This window comes from Sphingomonas kyungheensis (genome assembly GCF_037120395.1).
Taxonomy (GTDB): domain Bacteria; phylum Pseudomonadota; class Alphaproteobacteria; order Sphingomonadales; family Sphingomonadaceae; genus Sphingomonas; species Sphingomonas kyungheensis.
In genome coordinates this window covers 138,725-151,983 of record NZ_JBBBDM010000003.1, presented here as the reverse complement: position 1 = coordinate 151,983, position 13,259 = coordinate 138,725, and the positions used below count along the sequence as shown (strand labels likewise).

The 13,259-nt window shown below is 65.0% G+C and carries 11 protein-coding genes and 1 pseudogene; 3 read left to right on the top strand and 9 right to left on the bottom strand.

From position 1 onward, the window contains the following. Positions 1 to 2: 2 nt before the first annotated feature. The gene (locus V8201_RS08505; RefSeq protein WP_336545006.1) at positions 3 to 392 is read right to left on the bottom strand and encodes a hypothetical protein; all 390 of its coding nucleotides are present in this window, start codon (positions 390 to 392) and stop codon (positions 3 to 5) included. On the opposite strand from V8201_RS08505, the pseudogene V8201_RS08500 reads away from it, so the two are divergent. Beyond that, positions 389 to 606, top strand: a pseudogene (locus tag V8201_RS08500) (alpha/beta hydrolase); the annotation flags it as partial. The gene V8201_RS08505 and the pseudogene V8201_RS08500 overlap by 4 nt on opposite strands. A 55-nt stretch (positions 607 to 661) precedes the next feature. On the opposite strand, the gene V8201_RS08495 reads toward V8201_RS08500, so the two are convergent. The 4 genes from V8201_RS08495 to V8201_RS08480 form a co-directional block, all read right to left on the bottom strand. Then, the gene (locus V8201_RS08495) at positions 662 to 1,054 is read right to left on the bottom strand and encodes a hypothetical protein (RefSeq protein WP_336545005.1); all 393 of its coding nucleotides are present in this window, start codon (positions 1,052 to 1,054) and stop codon (positions 662 to 664) included. Between the two features lie 10 nt (positions 1,055 to 1,064). Further along, entirely contained in the window at positions 1,065 to 2,018 is a 954-nt protein-coding gene (locus V8201_RS08490) for a hypothetical protein (RefSeq protein WP_152542423.1), read from the bottom strand. A gap of 167 nt (positions 2,019 to 2,185) precedes the next feature. Next, positions 2,186 to 2,365 (bottom strand): hypothetical protein, encoded by a 180-nt coding sequence (locus V8201_RS08485; RefSeq protein WP_037536701.1) that lies wholly within the window; start codon positions 2,363 to 2,365, stop codon positions 2,186 to 2,188. A 93-nt stretch (positions 2,366 to 2,458) separates the two neighbouring features. Then, the gene (locus tag V8201_RS08480) at positions 2,459 to 3,415 is read right to left on the bottom strand and encodes a threonine ammonia-lyase (protein WP_336545004.1); all 957 of its coding nucleotides are present in this window, start codon (positions 3,413 to 3,415) and stop codon (positions 2,459 to 2,461) included. A 139-nt stretch (positions 3,416 to 3,554) separates the two neighbouring features. On the opposite strand from V8201_RS08480, the gene V8201_RS08475 reads away from it, so the two are divergent. Together V8201_RS08475 and V8201_RS08470 are read left to right on the top strand one after the other, a co-directional pair. After that, positions 3,555 to 4,793 (top strand): type III PLP-dependent enzyme domain-containing protein, encoded by a 1,239-nt coding sequence (locus V8201_RS08475; protein ID WP_271300784.1) that lies wholly within the window; start codon positions 3,555 to 3,557, stop codon positions 4,791 to 4,793. Between the two features lie 113 nt (positions 4,794 to 4,906). Next, complete coding sequence (locus tag V8201_RS08470) at positions 4,907 to 5,989, top strand: 1,9-bis(guanidino)-5-aza-nonane synthase (protein ID WP_037536704.1); 1,083 nt, start codon at positions 4,907 to 4,909, stop codon at positions 5,987 to 5,989. Positions 5,990 to 6,021: 32 nt separating this feature from the next. On the opposite strand, the gene V8201_RS08465 is transcribed toward V8201_RS08470, so the two are convergent. The 4 genes from V8201_RS08465 to V8201_RS08450 form a co-directional block, all read right to left on the bottom strand. Further along, a complete protein-coding gene (locus V8201_RS08465) occupies positions 6,022 to 8,397 on the bottom strand; it encodes a hybrid sensor histidine kinase/response regulator (RefSeq protein WP_336545003.1) in 2,376 nt (791 codons plus the stop codon). A gap of 95 nt (positions 8,398 to 8,492) precedes the next feature. After that, a complete protein-coding gene (locus V8201_RS08460) occupies positions 8,493 to 10,520 on the bottom strand; it encodes a M13 family metallopeptidase (RefSeq protein WP_336545002.1) in 2,028 nt (675 codons plus the stop codon). 64 nt (positions 10,521 to 10,584) lie between these two features. Continuing rightward, complete coding sequence (locus V8201_RS08455; protein WP_336545001.1) at positions 10,585 to 12,642, bottom strand: M13 family metallopeptidase; 2,058 nt, start codon at positions 12,640 to 12,642, stop codon at positions 10,585 to 10,587. A gap of 60 nt (positions 12,643 to 12,702) precedes the next feature. Further along, positions 12,703 to 13,254 (bottom strand): DUF2062 domain-containing protein, encoded by a 552-nt coding sequence (locus V8201_RS08450; RefSeq protein WP_271300781.1) that lies wholly within the window; start codon positions 13,252 to 13,254, stop codon positions 12,703 to 12,705. Positions 13,255 to 13,259 lie beyond the last annotated feature (5 nt).

Genomic DNA, 13,259 nt, shown 5'->3' with positions numbered 1-13,259 from the left:
CGTCAGTCTTCGGTGACCTGCCCCTCGTCGTTTGACGGGCGCGCGGAAGGTTGGTCTTTGTATGACTCCTCAATAATATCGTCGATATCCCATAGCAGATGGCAGCCAATCACTGTCTTGCCATTATCGTCACCGGGATCATCGACAAACAGCGCCTTCGCCCGCGCTGCAAGGTCGACCGCCTTGGCGTACCGCGCCTCTCCTAGCTCTTCCCTGACATTTTGCAGCGCTTCACCGAGCACAGCGAATTCGCTATCGATTGTACGATCCGTTGCCCACCAATCCTTGAAAACAAAAGATGGCGCGGCGGTAACCAGCGTTGAAAGATAATCTTGAATTTCATCAAGCGATGATGGCTGGTACCTTGAGTTTACTTTTCGACTAAAATTCATCGGGGATCATCATCCAGGGCGAGGCCGACGAGGTCGTCACCCCCGGCGCGACGCAGAAGCTGGTCGACAAATTGCGCACGTAGAAGCACATCACCTCCATCACGACACGATCCCGAAGGCCAACCACTTCTTCCAGAACGAGACGCCGGAGCTGATGCGCTCGGTCGACAAATATCTCGACATGCGGCTTGATCCGAATTCGCCGATTGGATGAGGCAGACGCCGGGACCACGATTACGCGGTCCCGGCGGCTTGCCCGAAAACGACGCTCAGTCGCCGCTCAAAATACCTTCGAAATCGAGAATGCCGGCATGATATCGCTCTCCCCTCACTTCTTCGAGGATATCGTATACCTCCATCAGCGCCGTGACGCCTTTACAAGCGTCCCCCGTCGCCGATTGCGGGTCCGCCAGGAACAAGGCTTTTGCTCTATCGGTCAGACCTGCTGCTTTAGCATACCTCGCCGCGCCTAATTTGTTCTCGACTGCTTGCAATCCTTCCCGAAGACGAAAGAATTCATTATCGATTGTTTTAGGATAGCCGTAAAAGGTAACTACCTTAAAGAAAGGCGCTTCGTTAGCCATCACAATAATAAGGTCTTGAATTTCGCTTAAATTTTCAGGGATATATAACCTATCGCCGTACGTCTCTCTCGGGTTCATGAGTACCTCCTCAAGGTATTTTGTAGACATAGGTATGGGCGGAGCCAGCTTCGGACGGCGTCATTACCGCGATATGGCGTGGCTTCGGCAAACCCTTAGCAAATCGGCGAAGCTGAGCAGCGCTCATCGTTTTTCTTTGAAGACTGCCCTCAATAATTAGATCGTCTACCATAACGTCGGGAATACCATACGATCGGCCTTGCCCGTCGATGTAAAGTCTTCGATTTATCCTGACACGCCCTCGCGCGGCAGCCTTGATGCCATACCAGTTCAAAGCGCCTCTGATGTTACCCCGAACCCTCCGGTCGACGTAATTCCCGAGCCTCATCTGATCATTTACACCGTGCGACTTCAGTTCGCCGGCTTTTTGCAGCTTGTCACCTTCTCTTTTTGCTTGATCGATCTCTCTTTGCATTCGAACCATCATCGCTGTCTTTAGCGGCTCTATGTTGCCTGTCTTTCGAAGATAAGTCGCTGCCCGCCACATCATAAGGTCATCCAACCTGGCCGCACTCGCCTCCACGCTGGGTTGCGGAGAATAAATTTGTTGATAAACAAAATTAGGATCTAATTTCTTTATTTCTTTTAAGACCTCTTTCGAGCGGTTATCCAGAATATTGATTTGGGCCTCTGCCGCCGGTCCAAATATATCTAGCGTCGATTGCGCCAAGGCTTGGATACCATTCCACAGTGGACCATGCAGTTCCGGAAACGCCTGCTCGACCGTCATCGGGTCTTCAAAAGCTCGGCTATTGCCGCCCCGGCCAAGCCGCGGTCCCTGCCCGCCGTAATGCTCTTCGATCCCCGCTCCGATACCGGTCGCGAACGTGAACCGCCCGTTACGTGGATCGTGATAGGGATTGAACTTGAGCTCGAGTCCGCCCGCCAATCTCGCAACGGGCAAAAACCCCGTCCGTAACCATCTCGAAATCGCTCGTCTTCGTTCCTCAACCGATAAGTGCATGCCGTCACCTCGCTGGGTTACGGCGGGAACATATCAGCAACATTTTCCAACAAGGCAAAGCCTATCAGCGTCCATTTTGGTGGCGTCGGCCGAAAGCATTGTTCAGATGGACGATATTCTTCCGGAGGCGGCATCAGCAACCCGCTGACATCGACCCGACTCGCGGCTTACATCTGCCAGATTACCACATTGCCGAGCAGCACCCCTGCCATTACCAGCAGCAGCACGGCCTTCTTGCGATCGCCACCGCGGGCGAGCAGCGCGCCGCCGCCGATCAGGCAGGCGAAGCAGCCGAGCATCGCAATCGCCGGGGCGGCCTTGGCGATCGAGAGAAGAAGACCTTGCATCGCGGGATGGTGCCGCGGCTCGGCTGCCGTGTCGAGCCTCGCTGGGCGCCGCTGCGCCCCCTCGCCCGTTCGACGCTTCGGCCCTGTGACCGGTCAGCCGATCGCCCGCGCATAGGCCGCCATATCGACGTTGCCGCCCGACAGGATCACCAGCAGCGATGTACCCGTCACCCTGCCCGCGAGCACCGCCGCCAGTCCGACCGCGCCGCCCGGCTCGATCACCAGCCGCAGCTGTTCCGCCGCCCAGCGCTGCGCCGCCGCGATCTCCGCCTCGCTGACCGCGACGCCGGTCGCGCCGCGTCGCGCCAGCACGTCGAAGGTCAGCGGCGACACGCGCTGCGTCTGCAAGGCATCGCAGGCGGTCGGCGGCGGATTGGTGCCGACGGGCTCGATCCATCCCGCCTCCAGGCTGCGGCGCATGTCGTCCCACCCCTCCGGCTCGACCACCGTAACCGCGGCGTCACGCAGCGCCAGCGTGACGCCGGCAGCGAGGCCGCCGCCACCGCAGGGGATCACCAGCTGAGTCGGCGCGGGCAGCCCGAGCGCCGCCATCTGCGCCGCCGCTTCGATGCCGGCGCTGCCCTGCCCCTCGATCACCCAGGGATCGTCGAAACTCGGCACCAGGGTCGCGCCGCGGGCCTCGGCGAGTCGCGCGGCGATCGCCTCGCGGCTTTCGCTGGCACGATCGTAGCGCACCACCTCGGCGCCAAGCGCGAGCGTCGCCTCCAGCTTGGCGCGGGGCGCGTCGGCGGGCATCACGATCGTCGCCGCGATCCCCAGCCGCCGGGCCGCCCAGGCGATCCCCTGCGCATGATTGCCCGACGAGAAAGCGACGACGCCGCGGCGCCGCGAGTCCTCGTCCAGCGCGGTCAGTCGATGCCAGGCGCCGCGGATTTTGAACGCGCCGATCGGCTGCACCGATTCGGCCTTGAACGTCACATTCAAGCCGTTGATTTCGCGCCGAAAAATGGGGGTCGGCGGGAGGATGCGGGCGACCTTGTCCGCGGCGTCCCGGACCCCCGCCGCCGTCGGCTGTCGCAAAAACGTCACTTTTCGTCCTTTCATGCGCCAACCCACTTTACATGGGGGGCCGACGACCATAAATCGCGCTTCCGCTGCCCCATGGGACTTCCAACCGCAAGGCAGCTTTTGTCACCGTATGCCGAAAGGCAATTGGAGGTCCCTTGAATTGGCCAAGCACCATAGCGCGCTGGGGTTAGCGCCCCTCTCGACCGCCCGTCCCCTCACCGGCACCACGGGCATCGACATCGCCAAGAGCCGTCCGGTCGATCCGGTCACGCTCGTTCGCCCGCACGCCGCTGCGCGCGCCGCCCGCTTCTTCGTCGAGAAGTTTCCGGGCCGCTCGATGTATGCGGTCAAGGCGAACCCCAGCCCGGATCTGCTGCAGGTTCTCTGGGACAATGGCATCACGCATTACGATACGGCTTCGATCGCGGAAGTGCGCCTGGTCAAGGCGACGCTGCCGGCGGCGACCTGCTGCTTCATGCATCCAGTCAAGTCGGAAGAGGCGATTGCCGAGGCCTATTTCGTCCACGATGTGAAGACGTTCTCGCTCGACAGCATGGAAGAGCTGGCGAAGATCGTCCGGGCGACCAAGGGCGCGACCGATCTCACGCTCTGCGTGCGGCTGCGCGTCTCGTCGGAATATGCCAAGCTCAGCCTTGGCTCGAAGTTCGGCGTCGGCCCCGGTGAGAGCAAGGACCTGCTGATCGCCACCCGCCAGGTGGCGGACGCGCTCGGCATCTGCTTCCACGTCGGCAGCCAGACGATGTCGCCCGACGCTTATGCCAATGCGATGGAGCGCGCCCGCGCCGCCATCGTCGAGGCGGCGGTGACGGTGGACGTGATCGACGTCGGCGGCGGCTTCCCCTCGGCCTATCCGGGCATGACCCCGCCGCCGCTGGAGCGCTTCTTCGAGACGATCCATCGTGCGTTCGAGAGCCTGCCGATCAGCTATTCGGCCGAACTCTGGGCGGAGCCGGGCCGGTCGCTGTGCGCCGAATATGCCTCGGTCGTCGTCCGCGTCGAGCGGCGGCGCGGCAACGAGCTGTACATCACCGACGGCGCCTACGGCAGCCTGTTCGATGCGGCGCATATCGGCTGGAAATATCCGGTCCAGCTGCTGCGCGAGCCGGAATCGGACGCGCGCGACATGGACTTCGCCTTCTGGGGTCCGACCTGCGACGATCTCGATTATATGGCCGGCCCGTTTCCGCTGCCCGCGGACACCAATGCCGGCGACTATTTCGAGATCGGCATGCTCGGCGCCTATGGCCAGGCGATGCGCACCGCGTTCAACGGCTTCGGCACCGGTGACACGCTGCTGGCCGGCGACGAGCCGATGCTCTCGGTCTATCGCGACGACGAAACCGCGGACGTCCGCACGAACAACGTCGTAAAGCTGTAACCTCAACGCTATAACCGATTGTCTTCCCTCCCCTCGCCTCGGCGGGGGGAGCGGCCCTGGGTTTCCGCGTCCCCAATGTTGAACGACGACGGCTGGATAGCCAAAGGCGAACCATGACCGACACCCTGACCAAGACCGCCGGCGCCAACGCGCCGATCAACGACACCCGCAAGGCGGAGCTGCTGTCCAAGCAGGTCAAGCACATCGACATCAAGAGCTTCGACGCGCGCCCGATCGTCGATGCGATGGCCGACATGAGCTTCACCAGCCGCGACCTCGGCCGCGCGACCAACATCTACAACCAGATGCTGGCCGACAAGGATTGCTCGATCTTCCTGGTCATCGCCGGTTCGACCTCGGCGGGCGGCTGCATGGACCTCTATGCCGAGCTGGTCCGCAACAACATGGTCGACGGCATCGTCGCGACCGGCGCGACCATCGTCGACATGGATTTCTTCGAAGGCCTCGGCCACAAACATTATCAGGCGCTGGAAATCCCCGACGACGACACGCTGCGCTCGCTCTACATCGACCGCATCTACGACACCTATATCGACGAGGAAGCGCTCCAGAACGTCGACCACACGATCTTCGAGATCGCCGAGTCGCTCGAGCCCAAGGCCTATTCGAGCCGCGCCTTCATCCGCGAGATGGGCAAATATCTCGTCGAGCACGGCAAGAAGGACAACAGCCTCGTCAAGCTCGCCTATGAGCATGACGTGCCGATCTTCTGCCCGGCATTCGTCGATTCGTCGGCGGGCTTCGGCCTCGTCAAGCATCAGGTCGACGCCGCCAAGGCGGGGCGTCCCTATCTGATGATCGACGCGGTCGCCGACTTCCGCGAGCTGACCGAGATCAAGATCCAGGCGGGCACCACCGGCCTGCTGATGATCGGCGGCGGCGTGCCGAAGAACTTCATCCAGGATACCGTCGTCTGCGCCGAGATCCTCGGCCACGACGACGTCCAGGTGCACAAGTATGCGGTGCAGATCACCGTCGCCGACGTGCGTGACGGTGCGTGCTCCTCCTCGACGCTGCAGGAAGCGGCGAGCTGGGGCAAGGTCAACACCGGCATCGAACAGATGGTCTTCGCCGAGGCGGGTTCGGTGATGCCGCTGCTCGCGTCGGACGCCTATCACCGCGGTCTGTGGAAGGACCGTCCGGTCCACCGCTGGGGCGCGATCTTCGACAAGTAAGCCGGGAGGGCGGGGGAAACCCCGCCCTTTTGCTATCGGGCGATGAGCACGTCGCGCGCGGCCTCGGCGAGCTGCTGCACGCTGAACGGTTTGGGCAGGAAGGCGACGTTGTCTAGGTCGATCGAGCGGCGCAGCTGCTCCTCGGCATAGCCCGACATGAAGATGATCGGCAGGTCGGGATAGCGATCGCGCGCCTGACGGACCATCGTCGGCCCGTCCATCGTCGGCATGACGACGTCGCTGATCAGCAGATCGGGCCGGCCGTTGCGGTCGAGCAGCTCGAGCGCCGCCTCGCCATTCTCCGCGGTCATCACCGTATAGCCCTGGCGGGTCAGCGCGCGTTCGGCGACGGCGCGCACCATATCCTCGTCCTCGACGAGCAGGATCGTGCCGGTGCCCCACATCTCGACCGGCTTGGCGTTCGGCCGCGTCGCGGCGACGCGGGTGACGGTGCCGGCGGCGTGGACGGGCAGATACATGGTGAAGGTCGCCCCCTGCCCCGGCTTCGAGTCGGCGAAGATCCAGCCACCCGACTGTTTGACGATGCCATAGACGGTCGACAGGCCGAGCCCTGTCCCCTTGCCGACCTCCTTGGTGGTGAAGAAGGGTTCGAAGATCTTGGGTAGTACCTCGGGCGGGATGCCGCCGCCCTCGTCGCTCACCACCAATGCGGTATAATCGGCGACGGGCAGGATGTCGGACGCCATCGCGCGCACCTCCGCGGCGGTGACCGACTTGGTCTGGATGGTCAGCGTACCGCCGCCGCCGGGATTGTGCGCCAGCATCGCGTCGCGCGCATTGACCGCGAGATTGACCACCACCTGTTCGAGCTGCCCCGGATCGGCGCGCACCGCACCGAGATTGCGGCCGTGCGTGACGTCGAGTCGGATCTGCTCGCCCATCAGCCGCTTGAGCAGATTGGAGACCTCGGCGACGACGTCGGGCAGTTGCAGCGTCTGCGGACGCAGCGTCTGCTGGCGGCTGAAGGCGAGCAGCTGCCGCGTCAGGCTGGCGGCGCGGTTCGAATTGGTGCGGATCTGCTGGATATCGTCGTAATCGCTGTCGCCGGGCGAATGGCGCATCATCATCAGGTCGCAATGGCCGATGATCGCGGTGAGGATATTGTTGAAATCATGCGCGACGCCGCCTGCGAGCTGGCCGACCGCCTGCATCTTGGTCGCCTGCGCCACCTCGCGCTTGAGCCGGCTCTCCTCGCTATTGTCCTTGAGGCTGAGCAGCACCGCGGCATCGCCGAGCCCGCGCGCGCCGGCGATGGTCAGCGCGACCGGCTCCTCGGGATGGCTCTTGAGCCGCACCGCCATGTCGGAGGAATGCGTCGCACCGCCGGCGAAGCGACGGATCGCATCGGCGACCGCGGCCTTGTCCTCGCGCACCACCAGATCGCCGGGATAGAGCGGCGGCGTGCGCGCCTCGACTCCCGCGGCGCGGATGAAGGCGTCGTTCATCTGGAGGAACTTGCCCTCACGATCGACCAGAGCCATGCCGAACGGCATCAGGCTGACGAGGCTGCGCACATGCGCCGAGGCGGAGGCGCCGATCGCCGGTGCGCTATCCTCGTCGTCGAGCAGGGCGACGAGCACCGGCGCATCCTCGGCATCGAGGAAGGGGATCTGGACGACGCGCAGCGGCGTGCCGTCGAGCCCCTCGCGCTCGAAGCGGACGAGGCCGCGGCTGTCGGTGATCAGCAGCCGGGCGAAATCGCGCCCCTCGACCTGCCCGCCGCTGCCGAGCGCGCGTTGCGCCAGCACGCGATTGGCGGCGCGCACCCGGCCGTCGGGGCTGATCAGCGCCGCCATCACGCCGGCCCCGCCGAGCCTGTCGCCGGTGGCCCCGGCGATCAGCGCCTCGGTCGAGGCGGCGACGTCCTGCTCCTCGATCACCGAAAAGCGCCAGACGAGCATGTCGCCCTCGTCCCCGGCGCGGGTGATCCGCGCGCAGACGCGCTGCAGGCCGACCTGCAGGTTGCGGACGACGCCATTGCCCTCGCGCCATGCGATCCGCCCGGCATTCCCGAGCAGCGCGACGCCCTCCTGATCGAGCGGCAGGCCGGGCGGGGTCGGGAAGCCGGCGAACAAGGCCTCATAGGCATCATTGGCGCAGACCAGCCGCCCGGCCCGATCGGTGATCGCCACCGCGTCGCTGCTCGCCTGCGCCACCGCGCGGGTGAACTCCCAGTCGATCGCGCGCGACTCGCCGGCATGGCGCGGGCCGAGCAGCCGCCAGGCGAAGACGACGCCGACCGCGATGATCCCGACCGCGAAAAATCCCGCCGCGGCAACGAGGCTGCCGACGACGCTGAGGATCAGCGCGGCGGCGGCGATGGTGATGACGCCGGCGATCAGCGCGGCGGTGCGGGCGGGATTCTCGGGGATCGGGGACGATGCCATCGTCCCGCCGTCATCGCGGGATCGGATGGCTTAGGTCAAGCACTTGGTGTTGATCGCTTCCTTCCCCGCGACGGGCGGGGAAGGAGGCGATGCGGTCACCAGATGCGGACGCGCTGCTGCGGCGTCAGCACGAGTTTTCCACCCGGCGCCGGCTGATAGGCCGCATACCAGGGATCGAGGTTGCGGACGACCCAGGTGCGCTGCTGCGACGGGCTGTGCGGATCGGTCATCAGCCGTTGCTTGAGATTGGCCTCGCGATAGTTGCGCCGCCACACCTGCGCCCAGCCGAGGTAGAAACGCTGGTCGCCGGTCATCCCGTCGATCACCGGCGCCTCGCGACCGCCCAGCGACTTCTTATAGGCGTCATAGGCCACCGACAGGCCGGCGAGATCGGCGGTATTCTCGCCCAGCGTCAGCGCGCCCTTGACGTGCATGCCGGGCAGCGGCTCATAGGCGTCATATTGCGCGACGAGCTGCGCGGTGAGCGCCTTGAACCGCTCGACGTCCTGCGGCGTCCACCAATCGGTGAGCTGGCCGTGCGCGTCATATTTCGAGCCCTGATCGTCGAAATGATGGCTGAGTTCGTGGCCGATCACCGCGCCGATGCCGCCGTAGTTGATCGCCGGGTCGGCGGCGGGATCGAAGAACGGCGGTTGCAGGATCGCCGCCGGGAAGACGATCTCGACCATGCCGAAATTGGCGTAGGCGTTGACCGTCATCGGCGTCATGCCCCATTCCCAGCGCTGCAGCGGCTTGCCGAGATGGCCGATGTTGTAATTGTAACGCCATTCCGCGGCGCGCCGTTCGTTGCCGAAGGCGTCGCCGGCGACGATGCGCAGCGCACCGTAATCGCGCCAGCGGTCGGGATAGCCGATCTTGGGCGTGAAGGCGGCGAGCTTGGCATGCGCCTTGACCTTGGTTTCCGGCGCCATCCAGTCGAGCTTGTCGATGCGCGTGCCCATCGCCGACAGCACGTTCTTGACGAGCTGGTCGGCCGCGGCCTTGGTCGCGGGCGGGAAATATTGCGCGACATAGACCTTGCTGACCTCGTCGGACAGCGCGCTGCTGGTGAAGCCGACCGCACGCTTCCAGCGATCCTCCTGCTGCGGCGTGCCCGACAGGACGGTGCCGTAGAAGGCGAATTGCTCGGCATCGAAGGCGGCGGGGAGCACGTCGGCATAATCGTCGAGGCTGCGGATCAGCATCTGGTCCTGCAACACCGCGATCGGCGCCGCGGCGATCAGCCGGGCGATACCGGTGACGGCGGACGGCTGGCTGACATTGAGGCTGTCGACCGGCGTCCCGAGCGCCTTGAGATAGGTGACGAAGTCGAAACCTGGGGCGCTGCGGGTCAGGTCGGCGAGGCTGGTCTTGTTATACGTCTTGTTGGCGTCGCGGCTGTCGATCCGCGTCCAGCTGACCTGCGCGATCTGCGTCTCGAAATCGACGATCGCCCTGGCGCGCGCCGCGGCATCGGGTTCGCCGGCGAGCGTGAACATCTTGGCGATATGCGCCTCGTAGGCCGCCTTCTCCTTGGCGTTCTTGGCATCGAGATAGTAATCGCGGTCGGGCAGGCCGAGCCCGGCCTGACGCACGCCGACGATATAGACTTCCGGGTTCTTCGCATCCTGGCCGACGCCGGTGCCGAACGGCGTGCCGACCCCCTGCCGCGCCGCCTTGGCGACCAGCGTCGGGTAACTGGCCTTGGTCGTCGCCTTGATCTCGGCCAGCCACGGCTTGATCGGGGCGAGCCCCTTCTTCTCGATCGTCGCGGTGTCGAGATAGGTGGCATAGGCGGTGCCGATCTTCGAGCCGCGCGTCTTGGCCGCCGTCTCGAGGATTCCGCGGGTGCGGTCGCGTGAGCGATCGGCGAGGACGTCGAACGCGCCGAAGCTCGATTTGTCGGCGGGGATGGCGGTGGTCTTCGCCCAATTGCCGTTGGCATAGCCGTAGAAATCGTCACCCGGCGCGACGCTGCGGTCCATGCCGGCGGTGTCGAAGCCGAAGCTGCCGAGTTCGGGCTTGCCGGCGGCGGGCGTCGCGGCCGGCGGCGTCGACTGGGCGTGGACGATGCCGGCGATCGCGGTGGCGCCGAGCAGACCGGCGAGGAGGAAGGACTTCATGCAAGCTCCCGAAAGAAAACGCCGCCCGCTCGGGCAATCGAGCGGGCGGCGGAAGGCGGCGTGATTACCAGATCTTGATACGGTCGGCGGGGGCGAGATAATATTTCTGCCCCGGCTTGACCGCGAAGGCGGGATACCAGGCGTCGAGATTGCGGACGACATAGGCGCGCCACTGGCCCGGCGTATGCGGATCGGTGGTCAGCTGGTTCTTGATCGACGCCTCGCGCGCCTTGGTCTGCCAGACCTGACCGAAGCCCATGAAGAAGCGCTGGTCGCCGGTGAAGCCGTCGATCACCGGCGCCTTCTTCCCCTTGAGCGACAGCTTGTAGGCGTCATAGGCGACGTTGATGCCGGCGAGGTCGGCCATATTCTCGCCGAGCGTCAGCTTGCCGTTGACGTGGCTGCCGGGGATCGGCTCGTAGGCGCCATATTGCGCGACGACCTTGTCGGTCAGCGCGGTGAAGCGCTGGACGTCGGCGGGCGTCCACCAATCGGCGAAATTGCCCTTGGGGTCGAACTTGCGGCCCTGATCGTCGAAATGGTGGCTGAGCTCATGCCCGATCACCGCGCCGATCGCGCCATAGTTCACCGCCGGATCGGCGTTGGGATCGAAAAACGGCGGCTGGAGGATCGCGGCCGGGAAGACCACCTCGTTCATCAGCGGATTGGCATAGGCATTGACCGTCTGCGGCGTCATGAACCATTCGCTGCGGTCGACCGGCTTGCCGATCTTGTTGAGCTGGCGGTTATATTCGAATTCGGCGACGCGATCGGCATTGCCCAGCACGTCCCCCTTGACGACGCGCAGCGCGGTATAGTCGCGGAATTTGTCCGGATAGCCGATCTTCGGCGTGAAGGCGGCGAGCTTGGCGCGCGCCTTGACCTTGGTCTCCGGCGCCATCCATTCGAGCTTGGCGAGCCGCGCGTCCATCGCGACGATCAGATTGTGGACGAGCGCGTCGGCCTTGGCCTTGGCGTCGGGCGGGAAATATTTCTGGACGTAGATCTGGCCGACCGCCTCGCCGAGGCTGCCGTTGACGAGATCGACGCCGCGCTTCCACCGCTCCTTGAGCTGCGGCGTGCCGTTGAGCGTCGTGCCGTAGAAGGCGAATTGCGTGTTGACGAAGTTCGACGACAGCAACGGCGCGGCGTTCGAAATGGTGTGGAACGCCATATATTCGCGCCACACCGGGATCGGCGTCGCCGCGACGATCTTGGCGATGCCGGTCAGCGCCGACGGCTGGCCGACGATGACGCGGGTCTGCGCGCCGAGTCCCTGCGCGGCGAGCATCGCCTGCCAGTCGAAGCCGGGCATGGTCTGCGCCAGCGTCGCGACCTGTGCGGGGTTATAGCCCTTCTCGACCTGGCGCAGCTCGGCGCGATCCCAGTGGACGGTCGCGATCTGCTTTTCGAGATCGTAGATGCGCTGCGCCGACCCTTGCGGATCGGGCTGGCCGGCCATGCGCAGCATATCGGCGATATAGGTGACGTATTTGGTGCGCGCCTCGGCGAATTTGGCGTCGTCCTTGAGGTAATAGTCCTTGTCCGGCAGGCCGAGACCGCCCTGGCCGAGATAGACCGCATAGACGGTATTATCCTTGAGGTCCTGCTGCACGCCCGCGCCGATCGGCACGTCGATGCCGTGCATCGTCGCCTCGCCGAACGCCTTGGCGAGGTCGCTCTGGCTCTGGATCGCCGCGATCTTGGCGAGATAGGGCTTGAGCGGCGCGGCGCCGGCCGATTCGATCGCCGCGGCGTCCATGAAGGTCGCATAGGTGTCGCCGATCTTGGTCGACACCGGATCGCTGCCCGGCGAGGCCGCCGCGCCCTCGATCACCGCGCGGGTGCGCTGGTCCGACAGGTCGCGCAGGATCGCGAAGCCGCCCCAGCTCGAACGGTCGGCCGGGATCTCGGTCCGGGCCATCCACGCGCCGTTGACATAATTGTAGAAATCGTCGCCCGGCGCGACCGCGCGATCCATCGCGGTAAGGTCGACGCCGAAGTCGCCGAGCTTCGGCTTGCCCGTCGCCGGCGCCACGGCGGTGCCGGCGCCCGTCTGCGCATAGACCGCGCCGGTCGTTGCCGACGCCAGCAGCAGCGCCGCAAGTAGCTGTTTACGCATCGATAATCCCCCAACCTTGCTGTGTTATGCGGCGATCTTGTAAAGGCTTGATCGGTCTCGTCAAATGCGGTTCGCCGCAGGACGGTGCCGCCATTTGCGGGCGATCCACAGCCGCCAGCCGAGCGCCGACAGCGCATAGCCGAGCAGCGCGCACGCCGTGGTCAGCACGACCAGGCCGAGCGCGAACGCCGGCCCCTTGTCCCACAGCCAGCCGAGCGCGCCGGTCAGGCGATGCAGCCAGTCGGTCGCCTCCGCCACCGGCTGGGCGATCACCGGCGCATCGCTGTGCAGCAGCCACGCGCCGATCCGATAGGCGAGGAACCAGAGGAACGGCGTGGTCAGCGGATTGGTGATGAAGGTGGTCAGCGCGGCGACCGGCACATTGGCGCGGAACGGCAGCGCGAACAGCGCGGCGATGGCGATCTGGGCGACCGGAAAAAGGAACCCCGCGACCATGCCGAGCGCGACGCCGCGCGGCACCGAGCGCCGGTTGAACCGCCATAGGCCGGGCTCCATCACGCGATGCGCGACCGGGCGGAGCATACGGTTGGATTCCATCGATTCGCGCGTCGGCATGTTGCGACGACACCAGGCGACGCTCTTGTGCAGCATGGACC

What these genes read in the sequence shown, in the direction of transcription:
- V8201_RS08505 (WP_336545006.1), bottom strand. Translation starts at nt 392, where the DNA reads ATGAATTTTAGTCGAAAAGTAAACTCAAGGTACCAGCCATCATCGCTT.
- V8201_RS08495 (WP_336545005.1), bottom strand. Translation starts at nt 1,054, where the DNA reads ATGAACCCGAGAGAGACGTACGGCGATAGGTTATATATCCCTGAAAAT.
- V8201_RS08490 (WP_152542423.1), bottom strand. Translation starts at nt 2,018, where the DNA reads ATGCACTTATCGGTTGAGGAACGAAGACGAGCGATTTCGAGATGGTTA.
- V8201_RS08485 (WP_037536701.1), bottom strand. Translation starts at nt 2,365, where the DNA reads ATGCAAGGTCTTCTTCTCTCGATCGCCAAGGCCGCCCCGGCGATTGCG.
- V8201_RS08470 (WP_037536704.1), top strand. Translation starts at nt 4,907, where the DNA reads ATGACCGACACCCTGACCAAGACCGCCGGCGCCAACGCGCCGATCAAC.
- V8201_RS08465 (WP_336545003.1), bottom strand. Translation starts at nt 8,397, where the DNA reads ATGGCATCGTCCCCGATCCCCGAGAATCCCGCCCGCACCGCCGCGCTG.
- V8201_RS08460 (WP_336545002.1), bottom strand. Translation starts at nt 10,520, where the DNA reads ATGAAGTCCTTCCTCCTCGCCGGTCTGCTCGGCGCCACCGCGATCGCC.
- V8201_RS08455 (WP_336545001.1), bottom strand. Translation starts at nt 12,642, where the DNA reads ATGCGTAAACAGCTACTTGCGGCGCTGCTGCTGGCGTCGGCAACGACC.
- V8201_RS08450 (WP_271300781.1), bottom strand. Translation starts at nt 13,254, where the DNA reads ATGCTGCACAAGAGCGTCGCCTGGTGTCGTCGCAACATGCCGACGCGC.